The organism is Pseudomonas mercuritolerans, from assembly GCF_025706525.1.
Lineage (GTDB): Bacteria > Pseudomonadota > Gammaproteobacteria > Pseudomonadales > Pseudomonadaceae > Aquipseudomonas > Aquipseudomonas mercuritolerans.
This window is the reverse complement of sequence record NZ_JAMSHA010000009.1, coordinates 149,902-174,297: the sequence shown is the minus strand read 5'-3', so window position 1 is coordinate 174,297 and position 24,396 is coordinate 149,902. Positions and strand designations below refer to the sequence as shown.

At 61.6% G+C, this 24,396-nt stretch carries 22 protein-coding genes; 9 read left to right on the top strand and 13 right to left on the bottom strand.

What is annotated here, in order from left to right; all coding sequences use genetic code 11:
* The first annotated feature begins 236 nt into the window (after window positions 1–236).
* Both ND528_RS23750 and ND528_RS23745 read left to right on the top strand, forming a co-directional pair.
* Window positions 237–560 (top strand): hypothetical protein, encoded by a 324-nt coding sequence (locus ND528_RS23750; RefSeq protein WP_024014441.1) that lies wholly within the window; start codon window positions 237–239, stop codon window positions 558–560.
* 104 nt (window positions 561–664) lie between these two features.
* Window positions 665–1,426 (top strand): YdcF family protein, encoded by a 762-nt coding sequence (locus ND528_RS23745; RefSeq protein ID WP_130912135.1) that lies wholly within the window; start codon window positions 665–667, stop codon window positions 1,424–1,426.
* Window positions 1,427–1,542: 116 nt separating this feature from the next.
* Here the strand turns inward: ND528_RS23745 and lnt are convergent, their stop codons facing one another.
* The 5 genes from lnt to miaB all read right to left on the bottom strand — a co-directional run bounded on the left by lnt (window position 1,543) and on the right by miaB (window position 6,950).
* A complete protein-coding gene (gene lnt / locus ND528_RS23740; protein ID WP_263471352.1) occupies window positions 1,543–3,066 on the bottom strand; it encodes an apolipoprotein N-acyltransferase in 1,524 nt (507 codons plus the stop codon).
* Window positions 3,067–3,080: 14 nt separating this feature from the next.
* Complete coding sequence (locus ND528_RS23735; protein WP_122610970.1) at window positions 3,081–3,920, bottom strand: HlyC/CorC family transporter; 840 nt, start codon at window positions 3,918–3,920, stop codon at window positions 3,081–3,083.
* 5 nt (window positions 3,921–3,925) lie between these two features.
* Window positions 3,926–4,420 carry an rRNA maturation RNase YbeY gene (gene ybeY, locus ND528_RS23730; RefSeq protein ID WP_101160585.1) on the bottom strand — a complete coding sequence of 165 codons (495 nt, stop codon included), beginning with the start codon at window positions 4,418–4,420 and terminating at the stop codon, window positions 3,926–3,928.
* The gene (locus ND528_RS23725; RefSeq protein WP_263471351.1) at window positions 4,413–5,405 is read right to left on the bottom strand and encodes a PhoH family protein; all 993 of its coding nucleotides are present in this window, start codon (window positions 5,403–5,405) and stop codon (window positions 4,413–4,415) included. Before ND528_RS23725 ends, ybeY begins: the two co-directional genes overlap by 8 nt.
* 216 nt (window positions 5,406–5,621) lie before the next feature.
* Window positions 5,622–6,950 (bottom strand): tRNA (N6-isopentenyl adenosine(37)-C2)-methylthiotransferase MiaB, encoded by a 1,329-nt coding sequence (miaB, locus tag ND528_RS23720; RefSeq protein WP_130912137.1) that lies wholly within the window; start codon window positions 6,948–6,950, stop codon window positions 5,622–5,624.
* Window positions 6,951–7,082: 132 nt separating this feature from the next.
* Here miaB and ND528_RS23715 point away from each other — a divergent pair, with 132 nt between their 5' ends.
* Window positions 7,083–7,412 carry a DUF1820 family protein gene (locus ND528_RS23715; protein WP_016773045.1) on the top strand — a complete coding sequence of 110 codons (330 nt, stop codon included), beginning with the start codon at window positions 7,083–7,085 and terminating at the stop codon, window positions 7,410–7,412.
* Between the two features lie 124 nt (window positions 7,413–7,536).
* On the opposite strand, the gene ND528_RS23710 is transcribed toward ND528_RS23715, so the two are convergent.
* From ND528_RS23710 to ND528_RS23695, 4 genes are all read right to left on the bottom strand, one after another.
* Complete coding sequence (locus ND528_RS23710) at window positions 7,537–8,091, bottom strand: tetratricopeptide repeat protein (RefSeq protein ID WP_016773046.1); 555 nt, start codon at window positions 8,089–8,091, stop codon at window positions 7,537–7,539.
* A 224-nt stretch (window positions 8,092–8,315) separates the two neighbouring features.
* Window positions 8,316–9,599: a glutamate-1-semialdehyde 2,1-aminomutase gene (gene hemL, locus ND528_RS23705; RefSeq protein WP_130912138.1), complete on the bottom strand. Its 1,284-nt coding sequence runs from the start codon at window positions 9,597–9,599 to the stop codon at window positions 8,316–8,318.
* Between the two features lie 15 nt (window positions 9,600–9,614).
* A complete protein-coding gene (gene thiE, locus ND528_RS23700; protein ID WP_024014437.1) occupies window positions 9,615–10,238 on the bottom strand; it encodes a thiamine phosphate synthase in 624 nt (207 codons plus the stop codon).
* A gap of 18 nt (window positions 10,239–10,256) precedes the next feature.
* Window positions 10,257–11,054: a hydroxymethylpyrimidine/phosphomethylpyrimidine kinase gene (locus tag ND528_RS23695; protein ID WP_007909650.1), complete on the bottom strand. Its 798-nt coding sequence runs from the start codon at window positions 11,052–11,054 to the stop codon at window positions 10,257–10,259.
* Between the two features lie 490 nt (window positions 11,055–11,544).
* Between ND528_RS23695 and ND528_RS23690 the strand changes: the two genes are divergently transcribed.
* The 4 genes from ND528_RS23690 (at window position 11,545) to ND528_RS23675 (ending at window position 18,032) form a co-directional block, all read left to right on the top strand.
* A complete protein-coding gene (locus tag ND528_RS23690; RefSeq protein WP_263471350.1) occupies window positions 11,545–13,896 on the top strand; it encodes a 7TM diverse intracellular signaling domain-containing protein in 2,352 nt (783 codons plus the stop codon).
* A gap of 95 nt (window positions 13,897–13,991) precedes the next feature.
* Window positions 13,992–15,641: an acyl-CoA dehydrogenase family protein gene (locus ND528_RS23685; protein ID WP_263471349.1), complete on the top strand. Its 1,650-nt coding sequence runs from the start codon at window positions 13,992–13,994 to the stop codon at window positions 15,639–15,641.
* A 183-nt stretch (window positions 15,642–15,824) separates the two neighbouring features.
* Window positions 15,825–17,324: an AMP nucleosidase gene (gene amn / locus ND528_RS23680; protein ID WP_016773051.1), complete on the top strand. Its 1,500-nt coding sequence runs from the start codon at window positions 15,825–15,827 to the stop codon at window positions 17,322–17,324.
* 72 nt (window positions 17,325–17,396) lie between these two features.
* Window positions 17,397–18,032 (top strand): pseudouridine synthase, encoded by a 636-nt coding sequence (locus ND528_RS23675; RefSeq protein ID WP_249121387.1) that lies wholly within the window; start codon window positions 17,397–17,399, stop codon window positions 18,030–18,032.
* Here ND528_RS23675 and ND528_RS23670 read toward each other — a convergent pair.
* Window positions 18,027–18,236: a DUF2788 domain-containing protein gene (locus ND528_RS23670; RefSeq protein WP_016773053.1), complete on the bottom strand. Its 210-nt coding sequence runs from the start codon at window positions 18,234–18,236 to the stop codon at window positions 18,027–18,029. The two genes, ND528_RS23675 and ND528_RS23670, sit on opposite strands and share 6 nt — an antisense overlap.
* A gap of 169 nt (window positions 18,237–18,405) precedes the next feature.
* Window positions 18,406–18,885: an Lrp/AsnC family transcriptional regulator gene (locus ND528_RS23665; protein WP_007909658.1), complete on the bottom strand. Its 480-nt coding sequence runs from the start codon at window positions 18,883–18,885 to the stop codon at window positions 18,406–18,408.
* A 451-nt stretch (window positions 18,886–19,336) separates the two neighbouring features.
* On the opposite strand from ND528_RS23665, the gene ND528_RS23660 reads away from it, so the two are divergent.
* Window positions 19,337–20,272 (top strand): DUF6515 family protein, encoded by a 936-nt coding sequence (locus tag ND528_RS23660; protein ID WP_263471348.1) that lies wholly within the window; start codon window positions 19,337–19,339, stop codon window positions 20,270–20,272.
* Here ND528_RS23660 and ND528_RS23655 read toward each other — a convergent pair.
* A complete protein-coding gene (locus ND528_RS23655; protein WP_263471347.1) occupies window positions 20,260–21,222 on the bottom strand; it encodes a cation diffusion facilitator family transporter in 963 nt (320 codons plus the stop codon). The two genes, ND528_RS23660 and ND528_RS23655, sit on opposite strands and share 13 nt — an antisense overlap.
* A gap of 13 nt (window positions 21,223–21,235) precedes the next feature.
* A complete protein-coding gene (locus ND528_RS23650) occupies window positions 21,236–21,655 on the bottom strand; it encodes a polyribonucleotide nucleotidyltransferase (RefSeq protein WP_263471346.1) in 420 nt (139 codons plus the stop codon).
* Between the two features lie 110 nt (window positions 21,656–21,765).
* Between ND528_RS23650 and hrpB the strand changes: the two genes are divergently transcribed.
* Window positions 21,766–24,285: an ATP-dependent helicase HrpB gene (gene hrpB, locus ND528_RS23645; protein WP_263471345.1), complete on the top strand. Its 2,520-nt coding sequence runs from the start codon at window positions 21,766–21,768 to the stop codon at window positions 24,283–24,285.
* Window positions 24,286–24,396: the final 111 nt, after the last annotated feature.

Genomic DNA, 24,396 nt, shown 5'->3' with positions numbered 1-24,396 from the left:
AGGGGTGGCCTAATCCTCTTCGACGGCGGCATCCGGGATGGCCCGGGTGCGCTGGAAGTGGAATGACAGGAAGCGCCGTAGCATACATGACCGCGCTTGGCCGAGGGAAACCCTGATTACAGCTGTTTGCCAGACCTTTTGGGCGACGAGGGCCGTTGGTCGCGGCGTGTAGCCGGTTCGTGCAGCGAAGCTAAGCTCTAACTGGGGAGTGAGTCTTATCTTCAATGAGGTGAGGGATGGTGGAGCAACGGAAAAAAAACGTAACGAAACCCGAGTTGTACGAAAGGTTGATCGATCGTCTGGGCATGGCGCTGGACGCCGTGAAAACCGCCGACCGGCTGCGCGACGAGCGCCCCCTGGAACTGGAATTGCGTGGCTTGAGCCCCGCCGAGTTCAAACTGGTCAAGGCCTATCTGGATCGCAGTGAACGTGAAACGCAGGGATGCCTGTCTCAAGCAGTGAAGCAACTCGATGCAGCACATTCGGCCAAGGTCATCTGGCTCAAGGACAAGGCGCCGCGCAGAGACACCGGCAAGGTGCGTTCTGTGCAGGCCAAGTAAGCGCATGGCAGGTCATGAAACGGATCTTTTGCAACAGGATCCCGCCTATTGGTTGTAACTCGTAATCAACACTCTTAGGCTTCGGGCATCTTTGGAGATGCCCGATGCCCTTTCGATATTTCATCAAACAACTTTTACTGCCGCCCGGCATTCTTTTGCTGCTGTTGCTGGCCGCCTGGTGGCTGCGCCGCTCGCGGCCGCGATTGGCTGGCGTGTGTTTTGCCGTTGGTTTTGGTGGCCTGCTGCTGATGAGCCTGCCGGTGGTGGTGCAGTGGAGCGCCAAGGCGCTGGAACGTGAGCCGCCGCTGGCCCGGTCAGAATGGACGACCCTGGCGCAACGTGCCGATGCGATTGTGGTGCTGGGCTCGGGTCGCGAGCGCGGAGACATCGCGTGGGGCGAAGACCAGCCGACCGGCATCGGTCTTGAGCGTCAGCGTTACGCGGCGCGCCTGGCCAAGGCCTCGGGCCTGCCGATTCTGACCAGCGGCGGCCTGCACTACGGCACGCCGCCGACCGAAGCGAAATTGATGGCAGATTCGTTGCGTGATGATTTCGACGTAACGGTGCGCTGGCAGGAAGGCGAGAGCCGCACCACATGGGAGAACGCGAAGATGACGGCCGATATTCTCTTGCCGCAGGGGATCAAGCGGGTTGTCGTGGTGACGCAGGCGTGGCACATGCCGCGCGCGGTGTGGAGCTTTGAGCAGGCCGGATTCGAAGTGGTGCCGGCGCCGGTGGGTTTCCTCGGTACCGATAATGCCCGGCCATTCGGCGGCTGGCTGCCGGAGTTCAAGTCGATCTGGCAGAGCGGGCAGTTGCTCAATGAGGCGGTGGGGCAGGTGGGGTATTCGCTGTTTTACCGCTGAAGATCATCGTGGCGAGGGGATTTATCCCCGATGGGGCGCGTAGCGGCCCCTCTCTTACCTTCAGAAGAGGGGACTGCTGCGCACTCCAGCGGGGATAAATCCCCTCGCCACATTTCTCAGAGGGTTTTTGACATCCGATTGGCCATCAGCGCCCAGCCAAACAGCAGCAGGCACAACACGATCAGCGGCCACGAGCGCCATTGCAGATACGGTGTCAGGTCGTGCATCGGCACCACTTCGCCATACAACACGCCTTGTTCGAACTGTGGAATCTGCTCGGTGATCTGCCCGAACGGGTTGATCAGGCCGGTGACGCCGTTGTTGGTGGCGCGGATCATCCAGCGTCCGGCCTCCAGCGCGCGCATCTGCGCCATCTGCAGGTGTTGCAGTGGGCCGATCGAAGTGCCGAACCAGGTGTCGTTGCTGATCGTCAGCAGCAGATCGCTGCGTGCCGACAGGCCGGCGGCAAATTCCGGATAGACCACTTCGTAGCAGATAAACGGTGCGATCTGGTAACCCTTGGCTTGCAAGAGCGCTTGATCCGACGGGCCGCGGGCGAAGTCCGACATCGGCAGGTCGAAGAACGCGATCAAGCCGCGCAACAGGTCCTGCAACGGCACGTACTCGCCGAACGGCACCAGTTTCTGCTTCAGGTAAGTGCCGTCGCCTTCGCCGACCACGGTGATGCCGTTGAAGAAGCGCCGTTCGTGATGCACGGTCTGGCGGATCGGCACACCGGTGATCAACGCCGATTTACGCTCGGCGGCGAAGTTGCCCATCATCGTCAGGTAGCCCTCGGCGGACTCCTTCAACACCGGCACGGCGGTTTCCGGCCAGATCAGCAGATCGACCGGTTTGGAGCGGAAGCTCAGATCACGGTACAGCGCCAGTTGCGCGTTGAGTTCTGCCGGGTCCCATTTCATGCTTTGCGCGACATTGCCCTGAATCGCGGCGACCGTCAGCGGTGCGCCGGACGGGCTGGTCCACGCGTGGCCTTTGAGGGCAATGCCCGCCACCCAAGGCCCCGCCAGCAGTACCACACCGGCCGCGATAAAACCTTTGCGGCGTGCCTGCAACAAGCGCGGAGCGTTGTAGATCAGCGCTGCTGTAAGTGCCAGGACGAACGACACCAGCCACATGCCGCCCACCGGCGCGAGTCCGGCCAGCGGACCGTCGAGCTGACTGTAACCGGAATACAACCACGGGAAACCGGTAAGGAACCAGCCACGAAACGCTTCCTGGCCGACCCACAACGCCGCAAAGGCCAAGGCATCCGCCAGCGGTGCTTCGTTACGTCGCAACCAGCGCGCCCACAGCCAGGCGGGCAGGGCGAAGAACCAGGCAATCGCCGCGGTGAACAGCAGCATCAGGAATCCGGCGAGCAACACCGAAGCGCCGCCGAAATGATGAATGCTGTAATAGATCCAACTGGTGCCGGCGCCGAACAGGCCAAAGCCGAAGCACCAGCCACGGCCGAGCGCCTGACGCGGGCTCAGCTCACGCAAACCGGCATAGAACAGACCGACCGCCAGCAATGCCAGCGGCCAGATGTCGAACGGTGCGAGAGCGAATGTGGTGATTGCACCGGCCGCCACGGCCAGCAGGTTACCGGGCCAGCCGGGGCGGGTTGTCCAGCGCATTTCAGTCCTTAGAATTAACGAGCGATAGGCGTCAGTCGCAGCAAATGAATCCGACGGCTGTCGGCGTTCAGGATGCGGAAACGATAAGCGCCGATTTCAGTGGTTTCGTTGCGTTTTGGCAAGTGCCCGAACGCGCTCATCACCAGGCCGCCGACGGTGTCGAACTCGTCGTCGGAGAATTCGCTGTCGAAGAACTCGTTGAAGTTCTCGATCGGCGTCAGCGCTTTGATCAGGAAGTCACCGCTAGGCAGCGGCTTGATGTAGCTGTCTTCTTCGACGTCGTGCTCGTCCTCGATGTCGCCGACGATCTGCTCGAGCACGTCTTCGATGGTCACCAGACCGGCTACGCCGCCGTATTCGTCGATGACGATGGCCATGTGATTGTGGTTGGCACGGAATTCACGCAGCAACACGTTCAGACGCTTGGACTCCGGCACGAAGGTGGCCGGGCGCAGCAGGTCCTTGATGTTGAAGCTGTCGCCGTTTTCCTTGAGGATCAGCGGCAGCAGGTCCTTGGCCAGCAGCACGCCCATCACGTCGTCATGGCTTTCGCCGATGACCGGATAGCGCGAGTGGGCCGAGTCGACCACGGCAGGGAGGAATTCGCGGGGTGTCTGGGTCGCCTTGATGCTGATCATCTGCGAACGCGGCACCATGATGTCGCGCACTTGCAGGTCAGCCACCTGGATGGCGCCTTCGACGATGGCCAGCGCTTCGCTGTCCAGCAGTTTGTTCTGATGTGCATCACGCAGCAGCTCGAGGAGCTCCTGACGGTTCTTCGGCTCGTGGGCAAAAGCCTGGGTCAGTTTACCCAGCCATGACTTCTGCCCGTTGCTCGATCGATCTTCGCTCATAGCGATTACTCTGAATCCTTTGTTGTAACGATGGGGGTTGGTTCGGTTTCGTCATCCGCGTACGGATCGGGATAGCCCAGTTCAGCAAGCAACTCGCGTTCCAGTGCTTCCATTTCCTCGGCTTCGTCGTCATCTATATGGTCGTAACCGAGCAGATGCAAGCAGCCGTGAATGACCAGATGTGCCCAGTGGGCCTTTAGTTCCTTGCCCTGCTCGGCGGCTTCGCGTTCGACCACGGCCACGCAGATGACCAGATCGCCGAGCAGCGGAATATCGAGGAACTCGTCAGGCACTTCCGCCGGGAACGACAACACATTGGTCGCGTAGTCCTTGTGGCGCCAGGTGTGATTGAGCTCGCGGCCTTCTTCCTCGTCGACCAGACGAATGGTCATTTCCGAATCAGCGCTGCGCTGGCGCAGGGCCAGTTCGCACCACTGACGGAACTCGGCTTCACTCGGCGCGCTGGCCTCGGTGGCGATTTGCAGATCCAGCTCAAGCATCGCGCGAGGCTTCCTTTGCAGCTTCGGCACGGGTCTCGAAGCGCTCGTAGGCCTCGACGATCCGCTGCACCAACGGGTGGCGCACGACGTCTTTGGGCTGGAAGTGGGTGAAGCTGATGCCCGGCACGTCTTTGAGCACTTCGATCACATGGTGCAAGCCGGACTTGGTGCCGCGCGGCAGATCGACCTGGGTGATGTCGCCGGTGATCACGGCGGTGGAGCCGAAGCCGATGCGGGTGAGGAACATCTTCATCTGCTCGACGGTGGTGTTCTGGCTTTCGTCGAGAATGATGAAGCTGTTGTTCAGCGTACGACCGCGCATGTAGGCCAGCGGCGCGACTTCGATTACCTGTTTCTCGATCAGCTTGGCGACGTATTCGAAACCGAGCATTTCGTACAGCGCGTCGTAGAGCGGGCGCAGGTACGGGTCGATCTTCTGTGAAAGGTCGCCGGGCAGGAAGCCGAGTTTTTCGCCCGCTTCGACCGCCGGACGCACCAGCAGGATGCGGCGGATCTGCTCGCGCTCCAGCGCATCCACCGCGCAGGCCACGGCCAGGTAGGTCTTGCCAGTACCGGCCGGGCCGATGCCGAAGTTGATGTCGTTGCCGAGGATTTCGTTCACGTAGCGCTGCTGATTCAAGCCGCGCGGGCGAATCATGCCTTTCTTGGTGCGCAGGGCGACGGTCGCTTCGGCAGGGGCCGGATTGTCGATATCTGCTGATTCCTGAATGAACAGGTGCACCAGGTCTGGCGACAGCTCGGTACCCTTGGTTTCCCGGTACAGGCGGCGCAGCAGGTTTTCCGCGGACGTGGTGAGTTTTGGATCGCCAATCAACTCGAACTGGTTTCCGCGATTGCGGATCTCGATGGCCAGGCGCTGTTCGATCAAGCGCAAATGCTCGTCGAATTGCCCGCACAGATTGGCGAAGCGGCGAGCCTCAAAAGGCTCGAGGAGAAAACGATGTGGTTCGATGGGTGCGTTCAAGGTCGTATTTAGCCGCCCTGGGGCAATTAGGATGAAATCAAGGATAACGCCAGTGGCGTGGGTGCGAAAGCTCTTAAATGAGCCCGCCCGATTCATGCCTCTGACGCTGTACCTGTGGGAGCGAGCCTGCTCGCGAAGGCGGCGACACATTCAACATTGATTTGTCTGACAGATCGCCTTCGCGAGCAGGCTCGCTCCCACAGGAGAAATGCAGCGTTATTGAATCAGCGAACCACGCAGTGAGTGCGGTTGCGCGGCGTCGATGTGCACGTCGGCAAACTGGCCAATCAACGTCGGATTGTCGCAGCGGAAGTTGACGATACGATTATTCTCGGTACGGCCCTGCAGCTCGCCCGGGTCTTTCTTCGAATAATCGGTCACCAGAATCCGCTGGATCGAACCGACCATTTGTCGGCTGATCTCGAAGCCCTGCTGATTCAAACGATGTTGCAGCGCGTTCAGACGTTCTTTCTTCAATTCTTCCGGCGTGTCATCGGCCAGATCGGCAGCGGGCGTGCCCGGGCGCTGGCTATAGACGAACGAGTAGGAGAAATCGAAGCCGACATCGGCAATCAACTTCATGGTCTGTTCGAAGTCTTTCTCGGTCTCGCCGGGGAAACCGACGATGAAGTCCGAACTGATGCAGATCCCCGGTACGGCGGCGCGCAATTTGCGCAGCTTGGATTTGTACTCCAGCGCCGTGTGGTTGCGCTTCATCGCCGCGAGAATCCGGTCCGAACCCGACTGCACCGGCAAGTGCAGGTGCTTGACCAGTTCCGGCACTTCGGCGTGGGCCTGGATCAGGCTGTCGGAGAACTCCAGCGGGTGCGAGGTGGTGTAGCGGATGCGGTCGATGCCATCGACGGCGGCGACCACGCGGATCAGTTCGGCCAGATCGGCCAGACGACCGTCGTGGGTCTGGCCGCGATAGCCGTTGACGTTCTGCCCGAGCAAGGTCACTTCACGCACGCCGTGTTCGGCCAGGTGAATGATTTCCGCGATCACGTCGTCGAACGGTCGGCTGACCTCTTCGCCACGAGTGTACGGCACCACGCAGAACGTGCAGTACTTGCTGCAACCTTCCATCACCGACACGTAGGCACTGGGGCCGTCGATACGCGGCTCCGGCAGGTGGTCGAATTTTTCGATTTCCGGGAAGGAGACGTCGACTTGCGGCAGCTTGGTAATGCGTGCGGCATCGATCATTTCCGGCAGACGGTGCAGGGTCTGCGGGCCGAACACCACGTCAACGTAGGGAGCGCGATCGCGGATCGCCGCGCCTTCCTGGCTTGCCACGCAACCGCCGACAGCGATGACCATGTCCGGGTTGGCCAGCTTCAGTTCGCGCCAGCGGCCGAGCTGCGAATACACGCGGTCTTGCGCGCGTTCGCGGATCGAGCAGGTATTGAGCAGAATCACGTCGGCGTCTTCCGCGCGAGCGGTGACTTCCAGGGCCTGATGTTCGCCCAGCAGATCGACCATGCGCGAGCTGTCGTACTCGTTCATCTGGCAACCGTGGGTTTCGATGTAAAGCTTCTTGGCCATGGATTCGGGTCGTCACGTGATTCAAAGAACCGCGCATTATAGGGAACAAGCCGTCAGGTTCCTACCGCTGTGCGTCCGGTGGCTATGCTATAGTTCGCGCCCTCATTTTTACCCCGATGTTATCCGCCCGCCATGACCAAACGCGAAGCTCCAATCTACAAGGTGATTTTCCTCAACCAGGGCCAGGTGTTCGAAATGTACGCCAAGCAGATCTATCAAAGTGATCTGTGGGGTTTCCTGGAAGTTGAAGAATTCGTCTTTGGCGAGCGCACGCAAATGGTCGTCGATCCGAGCGAAGAAAAGCTCAAGGCGCAGTTCGAAGGCGTGGTGCGCAGCTTTGTACCGATGCATTCGATCGTGCGCATCGACGAAGTGGAACGTCTGGGCACGCCGAAAATCAGCGAAGCCCGGGGCGCGGTCGGCAATGTCATGCCGTTTCCGATGCCGATGCCTGAAAAGTAAGCTTCAAGACCGCGTAGCCCCCATTCGCGAGCAGGCTCGCTCCCACAGTAGATCTCCAGTGTTCAGAAGATACTCTGTGGGAGCGAGCCTGCTCGCGAAGAGGCCAGAAAGGTCGGCGCAAAAATCAGGGAAGAGGTGAAAACGGCGTACGCCCGTCGGCGTTCTGCAGTTCCATCAGGTATTTGCGGAAAATCTGCCCGAGCACCTGAGTAGCGGTTTCGAGATCTTCGCGGGACATCTTTTCCGAGACTTCGTCAGCCGTGTCCAATGCCTCTTCAGCACCGTTGACCGCTGCCATCTTCAGCACGATGTAGGCCTGGATATTGTTGGCCTGCACGCCTTCACCGTGGAAGAACATGCTGCCGAGCTTGAATTGCGCCTGGGCGTGGCCTTGCAGCGAGGCCTTTTCGAAATAGCTCAGGGCTTGATTGAGGTCGCGCGGCGCGTTCTTGCCGTCGTAGTAGAACTCACCCAACTCGTATTGCGCTTGCGCGTCCCCTTCGTCCGCCGCTTTCTGGCAGGCGGCCAGTGCCTGCGTGACGTCTTGCGGCTGAGTATTGAGGGTGCAACGACCCATCGCCGGGATCAACAACGAGTTGCCGCCTGCTTGTGCATGCGCGAGCAGGGGCTGAAGGAGCAACAGGCAGCCCAATGCAAGGGTGCGGCCGGTGCGGTTCATGGGAATCGACTTACCTCTGAAGGGCACGCGGACCCGTCGAGGGATCCAATAAGCGCGCATTATGAAATAAGCAGGGCCATCCTTACAAAGTCTTTACTCGTTTTTCTGCTGCTTGGGGAATATATCGCCCGATTCGGGCAGGATTTTCGCAGACGCGTCGGAAAAACCGAGCGGATGTAGGTGAAAGCTGACGCTGGCCATAGCCAACGTCAGCGGTACGGCGATTATTTCAGTGCAGCGAAGGCACGCTCGGCAGCGTCCAGCGTCAGTTGCAACTCGGCTTCGCCGTGGGCAATCGAGGTGAAACCGGCTTCGAAAGCGCTCGGCGCCAGGTACACGCCACCTTCCAGCATCAAGTGGAAGAAGCGACCGAACATTGCCGCGTCGCTGGCCATCACGTCGTCGAAGGTGACGATGTCATCGGCGCCGCTGAAGTACAGACCGAACATGCCGCCGGCCTGAGTGGTCACGAACGGAATGCCGGCGGCATCGGCGCGCTGCTGCAGACCGTCGAGCATGCGCGCGGTGTAGTCGGTCAGTTCGGCGTGGAAGCCCGGGCGGCTGATCAGACGCAAGGTCGTCAGGCCGGCAGCCATCGCCAGCGGATTACCCGACAACGTACCTGCCTGATACACCGGACCCAGTGGGGCGATGCGCTGCATGATCTCGCGCTTGCCACCGAAGCAGCCCACCGGCATACCGCCGCCGATGATCTTGCCGAACGTGGTCAGGTCCGGCGTCACGCCGTAGTGCGCCTGTGCACCGCCGAGGGCGACGCGGAAACCGGTCATCACTTCGTCGAAAATCAGCACCACGCCGTGCTTGTCGCACAGCGAACGCAGGCCTTCGAGAAAGCCCGGTGCTGGCGGCACGCAGTTCATGTTGCCAGCCACCGGCTCGACGATGATGCACGCCACCTCTTCGCCCACTTCGGCGAGCATCGCTTCAACCGCGTCGATGTCGTTGAACGGCAGGGTCAGGGTGTGTTTGGCGAACGCTGCCGGCACGCCGGCCGAGCTCGGTACGCCCTGGGTCAGAGCGCCGGAACCGGCCTTGACCAGCAGGCTGTCGGAGTGGCCGTGGTAGCAGCCTTCGAATTTGATGATGCTGTCGCGACCGGTGTAACCACGGGCCAGACGGATCGCGCTCATGGTCGCTTCGGTGCCGGAGCTGACCATGCGCACCATGTCCATCGACGGCACCAGCGAGCAGACCAGATCGGCCATCTCGGTTTCCATCGACGTCGGTGCACCGTAGGACAGGCCGTGTTGCAACTGATTGCGCACCGCGTCGAGCACGTCCGGATGGCTGTGGCCGAGGATCATCGGGCCCCACGAACCCACGTAATCGACATAACGCTTGTCATCTTCGTCGGTCACGTAAGCGCCTTCGGCGTGTTTGAAGAACAGCGGGGTGCCGCCGACGCTCTTGAACGCGCGCACCGGCGAGTTGACGCCGCCGGGGATGTGTTTCTGAGCATTGGCAAACAGGGTTTCGGAACGAGACATGATCGGGCTCTCAAATCAGATTTTCAGAAGTTCGTTGAAGGCGCGTGCGCGGCGGGTCACTTCGGCGCTGCTCTCGGCGCCGAACAAACCGTGGATCACGGCGAGCAGATCGACACCGTGCTCGACCAGTGGCGCGGCGTTATCGAGGGTGATGCCGCCAATCGCGCAGACCGGCAAGTGCAGCGTGCGTTTGGCTTCGTCGAGCAAGTCGAGGCTGCAACTCGGCGCACCGGGTTTGGTGGTGGAATTGAAGAAGCGGCCGAAGGCGACGTAACTCGCGCCTTCTTTGGCAGCCTGTTCGGCCAGAGCGATTTGCCCATGGCAGGTCGAACCGATGATGGCTTTCGAACCGAGCAGGGCACGGGTCGGCGACAGCGGGCCGTCGGTCTGGCCGAGGTGCACGCCGACGTTGAGGCGCGCGGCCAGCTCGGCGTCATCGTTGATGATCAGCTGCGTCTTGTAGCGCTCGCACAAGTTGCGCAGCGCTTCGGCCTCACGCAGACGGCGGGCCTCGTCGCTGCTCTTGTCGCGGTATTGCAGCAGGGTGACGCCGCCGTCGAGCGCCGCCTCCACATAAGACAGAAACTTGCCGGCCAGCAACTGGCTGTCGGTAATGGCATACAGGCCACGTAGTTTCATCGGGCAGACCTCACGACGTTACGAGCAGAAATCCAGCGGCAGGCGACGCGGCACGAACTGGCCTTTGCCCAGTTGTTCGGCATCGCGCAGGGTCCGCCAGGTGTAATCCAGAGCACTGCGCACGGCACTGGCCAGGTGTTCGCCCTGAGCCAGGCGACCGGCGAGGGCGCTGGCCAACGTGCAACCGGAGCCGTGATAGCTGCCCGGCAGGCGCTGGCAGATAAAGGTTTCGCGCAGGCCGTCGCGGCTGTACACGCGGTTGTGGATTTCAGTTTCGTCGCCATGGCCGCCGGTAATCAGCAGGTTTTTGACGAATGGCAGGAGCTTTTCCGCGCACTCGTCGGCCGTGCCTTCGGGCAGTTCGGCGAGGATGCGCGCTTCAGGAAGATTGGGCGTGGCAATGATCGACAGCGGCAACAGACGCTCGCGCATCGCGTAGCCGACCTCGTCCTTGCCCAGGCGTCCGCCGCCGCCAGCACGCAGCACCGGGTCGCAGACCACTGGCAGGTGCGGGTGCGCAGAGAGCAGTTCGACAACCGTGTCGACCATCTCCAGCGAACCGAGCATGCCCAGTTTCACCGCTGCGACTTCGGAGTCGTTGAGCACGGCGTTGGCCTGGGCCAGTACCCACTCACGGTCGAGGACGCGGAAGTCCGTGACGTTGACGGTGTCTTGCACGGTCAGGGCGGTGACGGCCGGAGCCGCATGGCAACCCTGCGCGAGCAGGGCTTCGATATCTGCCTGCAAGCCGGCGCCACCACTGGGGTCGTGGCCGGAGAGACAGAGGACAACGGGGCGGGAGCTGTAGATATTCATGGTGCGCGAGCTTACCACCAAAGCTGATTTTGGGGTTCAGTCCTGACAGCGATCCGCAACAGATTGTCTGACAACACTGCAGTGATGAGATGAACCACAACTGTGGCGAGGGGATTTAGCGAAACGTCGCACCGCCCCGCTGGGCTGCGAAGCGGCCCCAAACCCTGCAATCCGGTTCTTTCTGACACACCTCGCTGGATGGACTTGCGACTGCTTCGCAGCCGAACGGGGATAAATCCCCTCGCCACAATTGGTCACCTATCAATGAGGCCGTCGGCGCGAGTTGACCAACCCAACAGCTCTATCTCGGCGCTTTGCCCTGGAACGCCCGTTCTAGAGCTGTTGTAGGAAAAATTTCCATGGTGCTCAATGGCCATCAACGGCTATGCTAGGCTGGATCCAAACAATCACAGGTAATACCGGTTTTACGTCTACTCAAAGGGAATGGGGGGCTTCCTGACACAACCGGACGAGCCACGCTGGGGCTTCAATGCGCTATTTGCTGATGTTGCTGTTCTGCTTGCCCCTCATGGCGAGCGCTGTCGAATTCGACGAATTCACCCAGAGCCTGCCGCTGGGCCGATCGCTGCAAGTGTTCGAAGACCCGAGCGGTCAGGCGACGATTGCCGACGTCCGTGCGCAAGACGCCGCCGGCCAGTTCAAAGCTCACGACAAAGCCACGCTCAACGCCGGTTACTCGCGTTCGGCGTTCTGGCTGAAGATCGACCTGCATTACCGCCCGAGCAACCCGGCCGCCCAGCGCACCTGGCTACTGGAACTGGCGTATCCGCCGCTCGATCACCTTGATCTGTACTTGCCTGATGCCAGCGGCGAATACCGACTGGTGCGCCAGACCGGCGATGCCTTGCCCTTCGCCAGTCGCGAGATCCGCCAGAACAATTACCTGTTCGACCTTCCCTTCAAACCGGATCAACAGCAGACGCTGTACCTGCGCCTGGCCAGCGAAGGCTCGATCCAGGCGCCGGTGACGTTGTGGTCGAGTACTGCGTACCTCGAAGACCAACCGGTGCGCCTGTATGTGCTCGGCATCATTTATGGCGTGCTGCTGGGGATGCTGGTCTACAACCTGTTCATCTACCTGAGCGTGCGCGACACCAGTTACCTCTATTACATCTTCTATATCGGCTCGTTCGGCCTCTATCAATTGTCGGTGAACGGCGCGGCGGTCGAGTATTTCTGGCCGGACAACCCATGGTGGGCCAACGCCGCGACGCCGTTCTTCATCGGTTGCGCCGGACTGTTCGGCAGCCAGTTCGCCCGCAGTTTCCTGCAGACCAAAACCCACAGCCCCTGGCTGGATCGTTTGCTGATCGGCCTGATAGCCTTCAGTGCACTGGTGATCGGTCTGTCGCTGATGACCAGTTACGCCCTGGCCCTGCGCCTGGCGACCACACTGGCGCTGACCTTCACCGTGGTGATCTTTGCCGCCGGGATCCTTGCCTGGTGGCGCGGCCTGCGGGTGGCGCGTTACTTCATCATCGCCTGGTCGGCATTCCTGCTCGGCGGCATCGTCAATACGCTGATGGTGCTGGGCCTGCTGCCCAACGTATTCCTGACCATGTACGCCAGCCAGATCGGCTCGGCGATCGAGGTGGCGCTGCTGTCGCTGGCGCTGGCCGATCGCATCAACGCCATGCGCGAACAACAGGCGCAGACCTTGTTCGACGCCGGGCAGAAACTAGAAGTGCTCAACCAGCAACTGGCCCACAGCAACAAGCTCAAGGATGAATTCCTCGCGACGTTGACCCACGAACTGCGCACGCCGATGAACGGCGTGATCGGTTCGCTGGAGCTGATGCAGACCGTCGACCTCGATCCCGAGCTTGAGCAATATCAACAGACTGCCGCCGGTTCCGCCCGCGACATGATGCGCATGGTCAATGGCATCCTCACGCTCACTGAATTGCAGGCCGGCAAACTCAAGGCGACGCCGGGCAGTTTCAGCCTGCGCGCAGTGGTCGAGGCGTTGCGCGTGCAGTTCGAAGGTAATGCAGCGAGCAAGTCGCTGGACTTCAAGGTCGAGGTGCTGCCGACCCTGCCGGATCGCTTGCTCGGCGACAGCGCGAAACTGGCGCAGTGCCTGGAATGCCTGCTCGACAATGCGATCAAGTTCACCCGCGTCGGCGGCCTGGCGTTGCGCGTTACCGGTCGGCCGTCGGCGGATGAGCGCATGGCGCTGTCGTTCGCGGTGATCGACACCGGTATCGGTTTCACTGATCTGGGCGAGGCAACCCTGTATCAGCGTTTCTTCCAGCTCGATGGTTCGATGACTCGCGAATACGGCGGCCTCGGTGTTGGTCTGGCGATCTGTCGGCAATTGGTCGAATTGCTCGGCGGCAAACTCACCCATCGCTCCGAGCCCGGACGCGGCAGCCGCTTCCAGCTCGATGTCGAATTCGAACTGCCGGTGGTCGAAGCGCCTGCGGATCAGCCGCCCCGCGATTGCATTCGTGCGCCGCAGGACTGCACGGTGCTGCTGGTGGATGACAACAGCGTCAACCAACTGGTGATGCGTGGCATGTTGCTCAAGCTCGGTTTCCGCGTGCGCAGCGCTGATAACGGCGCCGCTGCGCTGGACTGCCTGCAACGGGAAAGCTTCGATGCAGTGCTGATCGATTGCCAGTTGCCCAACCACGAAGGCGCATCGCTGTGCTGCCAGATCCATGCATTGCCAGGCTGCGCGCATTTGCCAGTGTTCATGCTGGCGCTGGGTGCGGATCTCGAACAATGCGCCCCGGGCGCGCCTATCGACTATCTGCACAAACCAGTGAAATTCGAGGATCTGCAGGCTGCCTTGCAGCGCCGCGTGCTCAGTTGCTGATGGGGTAAAAGCGCCGCAAAAACGGCGCCTATGACACTTTGTTCAAAAAAGCACCAGTGCTTAACTGGTGCCATTGCTGAACACGGAGCGCCGTCATGAACCTGCATCAGTTCGCCGAAACCCACGAAGTCACCAATCAGCCGCCGTCGCTGGACGGCACCAACCTGTACCGCATCGACCTGCCGTTACAGGAGTGGTCGCGGCGTTATGGCGCCGGTTGGGCCGAGTCGCGCATCGATGCCTATGGCGCACTGGCGGGCGGGCCTTTGATGGAGGCGGGGTTTCTCGCCAACCAGAACAAACCGGTATTCGCCAGCCATGATCGCTACGGTCATCGCATCGATCTGGTCGAGTTTCACCCCGCTTATCACGAGCTGATGCGCACGGCTGTCGAACATGGCCTGACCTCGCTGCCTTGGGCACACCCGCAGGACGGCGCGCATGTCGCCCGCGCTTCGATGACCTATCTGCACAGCCAGGCCGAGGCCGGCAGTGGTTGCCCGCTGACCATGACCTTCGCCAGCGTGCCGGCCCTGCGCTTGCAGCCGGAGCTGGCCGAACAGTGGCTGCCGAAAGTCCTCGCCACCGAATACGATCCGCGCAACGTCGGCATGGCGCACAAGGCCGGCGTGACTATCGGCATGGCGATGACCGAGAAGCAGGGCGGCACCGATGTCCGCGCCAACACCACCAAAGCCTATCCGGTCGGCCCCAGCGGCCCGGGTCAGGCCTATGAACTGGTCGGGCACAAGTGGTTCTGCTCGGCGCCGATGTGCGACGCCTTCCTGACATTGGCGCAAACCGACAAGGGCTTGAGTTGCTTCCTGCTGCCGCGCCATCGCCCGGACGACACGCGCAATCAGTTCTACATCCAGCGTCTGAAAAACAAACTCGGCAACCAGTCCAACGCCTCCAGCGAAGTGGAGTTTCGTGGCGCACTGGCGTGGATGATCGGCGAAGAAGGGCGCGGTGTGCCGACCATTATTGAAATGGTGGCGATGACCCGTTTCGATTGCATGGTCGGCTCCAGCTCGCTGATGCGCCAGGCGCTGACCCAGGCCAGCCATCACTGCGCGCACCGCAAGGTCGGCGGCAAACTGCTCAGCGAGCAGCCGCTGATGCAAAACGTACTCGCCGATCTGGCGCTGGAAAGCGAAGCGGCGCTGGCGCTGAGTCTGCGCATGGGCAAGGCGCTCGATCATCTGGATGATCGCCACGAAGCGCAGTTCGCGCGGCTGGTGACAGCGGTTGGCAAATACTGGATCTGCAAACGCGCGCCGGGAATGATCAACGAAGCCGCCGAATGCATGGGCGGCGCCGGTTATGTCGAAGACAGCATCCTGCCGCGCCTGTACCGCGAAGCGCCGGTGAATTCGACGTGGGAAGGTTCGGGGAATGTGCAATGTCTGGATGTGCTGCGCGCATTGTCAAAGGAGCCGGGCGTGCTGGATGTGCTGTTCAGCGAACTGGGCGATGGCCATGGCGACAAGCGTCTGGCCGCGCACATCCAGCATTTGCAGACGCAGTTCAAGGACACCAGTGACATTCAGTATCGGGCGCGGCAGTTGACCGAAGACATTGCCCTTGGGTTGCAGGCCAAACTGTTGCTGGAGGCCGGAAATTCGGCGGTCAGTGATGCGTTCATTGCCAGCCGTCTGAGCGGTGGCGGTCGCGTCTATGGCGCGTTGCCGCGTGGGCTGGACGTCGAAGCGATCGTCGCGCGCTCGACTCCACAGCTTTTCTGACCCACCTCAAATCTCCCCCTGTGGGAGCGAGCCTGCTCGCGAAAGCGGTGTGTCAGTCGACATCTTTATTGGATGATCCACCGCATTCGCGAGCAGGCTCGCTCCCACAGGGGACATCATTGGTCTGCAGATTTAAGTGTCGCCACAACGCCACTGTTCCCGTGCGTCCACGATGCAGGCAAGATGAAGCTCTGCAAGTCAGAACACAGGAAGCTGATCGTGACCGAAGCGTTTATTGTCGTTCAAACCGCCGAACAAGCCGTGGATCGTCTGGCCGAGCTGCATGAGCGGGCCACCACTGCGCTGAATTCTGCCCTCAAGCGTTACCTCAAGGACCGCGTCGAGCCCGACGCCGAACAGCGTGCTCTGTTTCGTTATCCCGAACTGCGTCTGACCTACCACTGCCAGGGCGAAGTGCCGCAGACCACCCGCGCTTACGCCAAGGTGCAGTTGCCGGGCACTTACAGCGTCACCGTCACCCACCCGGCGGCGTTTCGCAAATACCTGCTTGAACAACTGACGCCGTTGATGCACGACTTCACCGTGACCGTCGAAGTCGGCGTCAGCCAGCAGAACATTCCTTATCCGTACGTGGTCGAACAGGGCGATGAACTGGCCGGTTCCGGCGTCACTGCGGCGGTGCTGGCGCGGGTATTCCCGAGTACCGATCTGTCCGCCGCTACCGATGGCATTGCCGACGGTCTCTACGACTGGGAAAACACCGATCCGCTGCCACTGGCACTGTTCGACGCCGCGCGCGTGGATTTCTCGCTGCGCCGTCTGGTGCATTACACCGGCAGCGACTGGCGCCATGTGCAGCCGTGGATTCTGCTGACCAACTATCACCGCTACGTCGACCAGTTCATCGTTCATGGTCTGGAGCAGTTGCGCCGCGACCCGCGGTTCGTGCGCATGGTCCTGCCGGGCAACGTGATCATCGAGAAGAGCATGGACCACGGCGAAGCCTCGGCAATTGCCGCCGGTGTGGTCTGGCACCGTTACCAGATGCCCGCCTATCACCTGATCGCCAGCGATGGTCACGGCGTGACGCTGGTCAACATCGGTGTCGGCCCGTCCAACGCCAAGAACATCACCGATCACTTGGCCGTGCTGCGCCCGCATTGCTGGCTGATGATCGGCCATTGCGGCGGCCTGCGTCAGTCGCAGACCATCGGCGACTATGTGCTGGCGCACGCTTACATGCGTCGCGACGGCATTCTCGACCGCGTGGTGCCGCCGAATATCCCCATCCCGGCACTGGCCGAAGTGCAGCTTGCGCTTCAACAGGCAGCGGCGAATGTCACTGGCGAGAAGGGCGACGATCTGAAGAAGCGCCTGCGCACCGGCACGGTTCTGACCTACGACGACCGTAACTGGGAACTGCGCTGGGCGCAGGAGCGGCCGCTGATCAACCTGTCCCGCGCGGTCGCGGTGGACATGGAAAGCGGCACGATTGCAGCGCAGGGTTATCGCCTGCGGGTGCCTTACGGCACGTTGCTCTGCGTTTCGGACAAGCCGCTGCACAGCGAAATCAAACTGCCGGGCTCGGCCAACGCCTTCTATGAACGCGCGGTCAGCCAGCATTTGAAAATCGGCATCGAAGCAGTGGATCTGCTACGCACCGAACTCAACTCGCTGCACTCGCGCAAGTTGCGCAGCTTCGACGAGCCGCCGTTCCGTTAACGGTTAGTCGTGGTCATTTGGCGGTCGGGGCACTAGCATTAACAGCCCTGACCGTTAGATGTTCTTTCCGCCATGTCCCGTCCACCACGTCCACCTTCACGCCGTCCCGGTGTGAAACCGCAATCGTCCTCGCCACGCCGTGTCGCTAAAGCGCCGCCGGCCGAGCCGAAACTGATCCTGTTCAACAAACCCTTCGATGTGCTGACGCAGTTCAGCGACGGTGAAGGGCGGGCGACACTCAAGGATTACATCGATGTGCCGGGGATTTACCCGGCCGGACGTCTGGATCGCGACAGCGAAGGTTTGTTGCTGCTGACCAACGACGGCCAGTTGCAGGCGCGCATCGCCGATCCGAAACACAAACTGGCGAAGACTTATTGGGTGCAGGTGGAGGGCGAGCCGACTGCCGAGCAGTTGCAGCGCCTGCGCGATGGCGTCGAGCTGAATGACGGCATGACCTTGCCTGCCGAGGCGCGGCAACTGGCTGAGCCGCAGTTGTGGCCGCGCAATCCGCCGGTACGCTTTCGCGCGACCATACCGACCTCGTGGCTGGAACTGGTGATTCGCGAAGGGCGCAACCGTCAGGTGCGGCGCATGACGGCGGCAGTCGGGTTACCGACGTTGCGTCTGGTGCGGGTCAGGATTGGCGACTGGACGATTGAAGGGCTGGATCAGGGCCAGTGGCAGGAAGTGCCGGCGCGCTTATAAGGCGCCGGATTCGATCAGGCCGATCACCACACTCTTGATGATGAACGCGGCCACGCCCAGGCCCAGCACGAAAAACAGAATGAACGAGCCGAACCGCCCGGCCTTGGACTTCTTCGCCAGATCCCAGACGATGAAACCCATGAAAATGATCAGGATGCTGACCAGACCGGTCATCATCCACTCTTCGAACAGTGCTGGATCCATTGGCGATCTCCGGCGCGGACAGGGCTGAAAGGGCGGCGGCGAGTATACGCCAAGGGCGGATGGCGGGGCATTGATCTGCGTCGCCTGTGCCGGCCCCTTCGCGAGCAGGCTCGCTCCCACAGGTTGAAATGCATTCCCTGTGGGAGCGAGCCTGCTCGCGAAAGCGATATCAGCTACGCAAATGAGTCAGCGGCAGTTCGGTGCTGTTGAGCACCTGATTCAGCACAAAACTCGACCGCACGCTGGTGACCCCCTCGATCCGGGTCAGATGCCCCAGCAGCAATTTCTGGTAGTGATCCATATCCGGCACCACCACTTTCAACTGGTAGTCAGCATCCACCCCGGTCACCAGGCTGCACTCCAGCACTTGCGGCAATGTGCGGATCGCCGCTTCGAAATTCTCGAAACGTTCCGGCGTGTGCCGGTCCATGCCGATCAGCACATACGCGGTCAGGCTCAAGCCGAGCATCTTGCGATCGAGCAGCGCCACCTGGCGCGAGATATAGCCATCGTCTTCCAGCTGCTTGACCCGGCGCGAGCAGGGCGAGGGCGACAGACCGATGCGTTCGGCCAGTTCCTGGTTGGAGATACGGGCGTCGCGCTGCAATTCCGCCAAAATACTCAGGTCATACCGGTCGAGTTTGCTCATCAATCTGTCCTTGGTCGTAACTATTGCGGCGGATTATCTATCCAGGGTTAAAAATTGCGCAAGCAGTGTTTGATTGAGCAATTTTCGCAATCCTCTGTCGCGGCTTCAGGCCTATTCTTATCACCAGAATCACTGCTCGGTAACACAGTCCACGCGGCCCGCCCAATCAGGCCCGCCGCGGCCGCCACCCCCACCGGGGATGTGCCGGCCCCCGAGCTGCACACTGTCCAGAAGACGGGGTGAGGTGAGCCGACGTCAAAAGCGTCGAGCCAGGACGAAGTATCTCCAGAAGGGAGGCCGACGGGTCTCCCTTTTTTCTTGCCTGCGATTTCATGTTTGCGCCTCATTAAATAAGTCGCGTGACTGATAACCTGTTGCAGAACCCGGTGGGGCTGTTTCCAGTCTCAGCAACAAACCCTGCCAACGACAGGCTCCCGCAGTGAGGAAAAACATGAATTCGCGCATCTGGCATCTGGCCGGTGTTGGTTTGCTGTGTGTGGGTGTCAGTGCGCAAGCGCTGGCCGATGAGCCGCAGAATCGCGGGCCGGGCAACGGGCCGCAGAACGACGGGATCATCCGTGGCGACAACAGCCGTCAGTTCGAGCACAACGGCCAGCCGCATAACAATGACGGTCAATGGCAGAACCGCAACCGTGCCGATGAGCGTCCGCAACCGCCTCGCCAGCCCGGTAATAACCTGCCGATCCAGCCGCGTCCCGACGCCGTGCACCAGACTCAGGAGCCGCGTCAGGGTTACTACCGCGACGAGCGCCCGCAGAACGGTTACCACAATCAACAGTGGCAGACGCAGCCGCGTCCCGATGACAACCGCTGGCCGGGACGGCCGAACGGTCATGGCAATGGCTGGGGGCCTGGCCCGCAATATCGTCCGGGCCATGTGATCGACCGTTTCCCGGATCGTGATTACCGCGTGCCGTATCGCGGTCAGGATTACTTCTATTCCGGCGGCTACTGGTATCGCCCGCAAGGCCCGCGCTACATCGTCGTGCAGCCACCGCGCGGGATCCGCATTCAATATCTGCCGGATTACGCCCGTGAAGTGTGGATCGGCGGCTCGCTGCTGTTCCTCGCCGCCGGCTCGTATTACGCCTATCAGGAGGCGACGCAGGATTACGTGGTGGTCGAGCCGCCGCTGCAGCAACCGTCGCAACCGCAAGCTCAGGGCTATGACGTCGAAGCCTACCCGGCCAACGGCCAGTCACCGCAGCAGGTGCAGCAGGACGGTTACCAGTGCTCTCAGTACGCGGTGCAGCAAAGCGGTTTCGACCCGCGCACCGCGACCTACCAACCGGCACCCGAAGTGGTTCAGGCCTATCGCCAGGCGCAGGGCAACTGCCTGAGCAGTCGCGGTTATCAGGTCAGATAGGGGCAGCTACGAGCTGCAAGCTGCAAGCTACAAGCTTGAAGCTTGAAGCTTGAAGCTAGAGGCTTGTCGCTTGTGGCTGCTTTTACAGGGTCAGCGTGCACCAGCACTTCGGCCTTCGGATAGGCCTTGTGAATCGCCGCCGCCGCTTGATCGCTGATGCCATGGGCGACTGACAGGGTCAGTTCGCCCGGCAGTTCCAGGTGCAATTGCACGAACCAGTGGTTGCCCGAGATCCGCGTGCGCAGGTCATGCGCGCCGAGCACTCCCGGCACGCTGCAGGCCAGTTCGAGCATGTGCTGGCTGACATCGGTCGGCAGTTCCTCGTCCATCAGCACCGAAAAACTTTCCCGGGCGATCTGGATCGCGCTCCAGAAAATATACGCAGCGATCCCCAGGCCAAACCACGCATCCAGTTGCGCAAAACCCATCCCGGCCAACACCAGCGCGAGGAGGATGCTGCCGTTGAGCAGCAGGTCCGAACGGTAATGCAGTGAGTCGGCGCGTACGGCGTTGGAGCCGGTCTGCCTGATCACCCGGTGCTGCAACATCAACAGCGCGGCCGTCAGCAGCAGGGAAAACACGATCACACCGATGCTCAGCCACGGTGCGCCAAGCGGCTCTGGTTTCTGCAAGCGCTCGTAGGCCTGAAACGCGATCAGCACCGCGCTGCCACCGATGAACAACGCCTGCGCCATGCCCGCCAGCGATTCGGCTTTGCCGTGACCATAACGGTGATCGTCATCCGCCGGGCGCAAGGCGTAATGCACTGCCAGCAGATTGAGCAATGAAGTGACGCCATCCAGCGCCGAGTCGGTGAGGCCGGCGAGCATGCTCACCGATCCGCTGAGCCACCAGGCAATCGCCTTGGCGACGATCAGCGTGCACGCGACCGCCACCGAGGCGCGGGTCGCCAGCCGCAGCAGGCGGGCGTGTTCGGGGCTGGAGGTCATTGAACGTCCTTATTCAAGCGGCGGGTTGCAGGCCGAACATCGCCAGTTGCTGAGTGCTGCCCTTGTGCTGGATCAGGCGCGGATCATCCAGAGGAAAATCTCGGCCCAGTTCGCTCTCGAGAATCGCCTGCAACTTGTGATTGTCGACCTGACCGTCCGGGCCGATGGCTTGCTTGAGCTTGGCCGGATCGATCTGCGCGGTGTGGCCCGGTTCGAAATAGATCGCCCCGGTGGCGAAGTCGACGGCAAACGCGATCAGCCCGGGAATGATGTAGAACAGCAGGCCGACGGCATCGAGCACGGCAATCGCCGGGTCGATCTTGCCGTCGATCTGGCCACGCCGGTCCGGGTAGAAAATCGAACCGCATGCAGTGAGCTGCGTGAGCAGGGTGGCAACCAGAACACCGCCGATGAGGCGAGAGGGTAAGCGCATGGAAATGTCTCCTGAGTCATCAAATAACGAAGCTTCGTCTTGTGAAGTTAAGACCCTGACGAACGCGTTGCAGTTCGCCGTTATACTCGCGCCTCTGTTTGGGAGCCAGCATGATTTCTTTGCCGATCGACGATGTTTTACCCGCCCTGCGTGAAGCCCTCGCGTCACGCCACGAAGCCGTGCTCGAAGCACCGCCCGGCGCCGGTAAAACCACCCGCGTGCCCTTGGCCTTGCTCAACGAAGCCTGGCTGGCCGGGCAGACCATCGTCATGCTCGAACCACGGCGCTTGGCTGCGCGGGCGGCGGCAGAGCGTTTGGCCAGCGAGCTCGGCGAGCAGGTCGGTGAAACCGTCGGCTATCGCATCCGTCTCGACAGCAAGGTTGGCCCGAAGACGCGTATCGAAGTGGTCACCGAAGGCATTCTCACCCGGCGCTTGCAGGACGACCCGGCGCTGGACGGTGTGGGCCTGCTGATCTTCGACGAATTTCATGAACGCAGTCTCGACGCCGATCTGGCGCTGGCGCTCAGTCTGAACGGTCGCGAGCTGTTTCGCGCTGAACAGCCGCTGAAGATTTTGCTGATGTCGGCCACTCTTGAAGGCGAGCGCCTGGCGGGGTTGCTCAATGAGGCGCCGATCCTGCGCAGTGAAGGGCGCATGTATCCGGTGACGATGCGCTGGGGCCGGCCGTTTCAGCCAGGCGAATACATCGACCAGCGGGTTACCCAAACCGTGCTCGAAGCGCTGCACGATGAAACCGGCAGCCTGTTGGTGTTCCTGCCGGGACAAGCGGAAATACGCCGCATGCACCAGCAATTGGCCCACGCCATCGGTGAGCGCAAGGACATCTTGCTGTGCCCGTTGCACGGCGAACTCGACCTCAATGCGCAACGCGCGGCAATCGATCCGGCGCCGCCCGGTCAGCGCAAAGTGGTGCTGGCAACCAACATCGCCGAGACCAGCCTGACCATCAACGGCGTGCGCGTGGTCATCGATGCCGGACTGGCGCGGGTGCCGCGCTTCGATCCAGGCAGCGGCATGACCCGCCTCGACACTCAACGCATCTCCAAGGCCAGCGCCACCCAGCGTGCCGGCCGTGCCGGACGATTGGAGCCGGGCGTGTGCTATCGCCTGTGGTCGCAGGATCAGCACGAACAACTGGCGGCTTATGGCAGCGCGGAAATTCTTTCGGCGGATCTGGCCAGCCTCGCTTTGCAACTGGGGCGCTGGGGCGTGACGCCGGGCGAACTGGTCTGGCTCGACATACCGCCAGCCGCCGCGTATGCCCAAGCGCAGGATCTGCTGCAACGGCTCGGCGCCTTGCACGGCGATACGCTGACGGCCCACGGCCAGGCCATGGCTCAGCTGCCGGCGCATCCGCGCATCGCGCATTTGCTGTTGCGCGGTCAGGCATTGGGGCTGTCGGCGATGGCCTGTGATGTGGCGGCGCTGCTCGGCGAGCGCGATATCCTGCGCGGCGCTGGCGCGGATCTGCACAGCCGATTGGTTCTGCTTTCCGGCGAAGAACGTGCCGGTCGTGGCGCGCAGGGCGGGGTGCAACGCGCCCGGCAATTGGCTCGGCAGTATCGCGGTTACCTGCGCGGCAAGCCGAGCGAACCGGTAAACGATCCCGAGCATCCGCGCTGGCTCGGCGCCCTGCTGGCGCTGGCCTACCCGGATCGCGTCGCCCAGCAACGGCGTGCCGGCGGGGCCGAATACCGGTTGGCCAACGGTCGCGCGGCGCTGTTCGCTGAGGCCGATAGCCTGATGAAGCACGAGTGGATCGTCATCGCCGACCTTGGCAGCCGCCAGGGCCAGCGCGAAGAACGCATCTATCTGGCGGCGGATTTCGATCCGGCGCTGTTCGATTCGGTGCTCGCCGAGCAAGTGCACAGCGTTGATCAACTCGATTGGGATGAACGCGAAGGCGTGCTGCGTGCCGAGCGCCAGCGCAAGGTCGGCGAGCTGATTCTCAGCCGCGAACCGTTGACCGGTCTGGATGAAAACGCGCGCAGTCAGGCGCTGGTCAATCTGGTCCGGCGCAAAGGTCTGGAGTTATTGCCGTGGACGCCGGAATTGCGCCAGTGGCAGGCGCGGGTGGCGCTGTTGCGCCAGCTCGATCTGAGCACGCAGGACGACAGCCAATGGCCGGATGTCAGCGATGCAGCGCTACTGGATACGCTGGAAGACTGGTTGATGCCGTATCTGGGCAAAGTCTCGCGGCTCAGCCATTTCGCCAACCTTGATCTGTCGAGCATCGTGCGTAATCTGCTGCCGTGGCCGCTGCCGCAGAAGCTCGACGAACTCGCGCCGCATCATTTGAGCGTGCCGTCAGGCTCATCGATTCGTCTGGATTACAGCGAACATCCGCCGATTCTCGCGGTGCGTCTGCAGGAGTTGTTTGGTATGGCCGATACGCCACGGATCGCCGGCGGCCGGCAAGAGGTCAAGCTGCATCTGCTGTCGCCAGCGCGACGGCCGGTGCAGGTCACGCAGGATCTGGCCAACTTCTGGCGCAGCACTTACGCCGAAGTAAAAAAGGATCTGAAAGGACGTTATCCGAAGCACTATTGGCCGGACGATCCCTTGGTCGCCGAAGCCACGGCGCGGGCGAAACCACGCGGCACCTGACCCGCAATGGCTGCGCGCCATTAGCCCATCCGTGCTAATTGCCCTTGGTTGTTCCGGCTCGCAAAATCGCCGCCTGAACAATAACCAGCCTTGTTGCCTGGCAACTTGCGC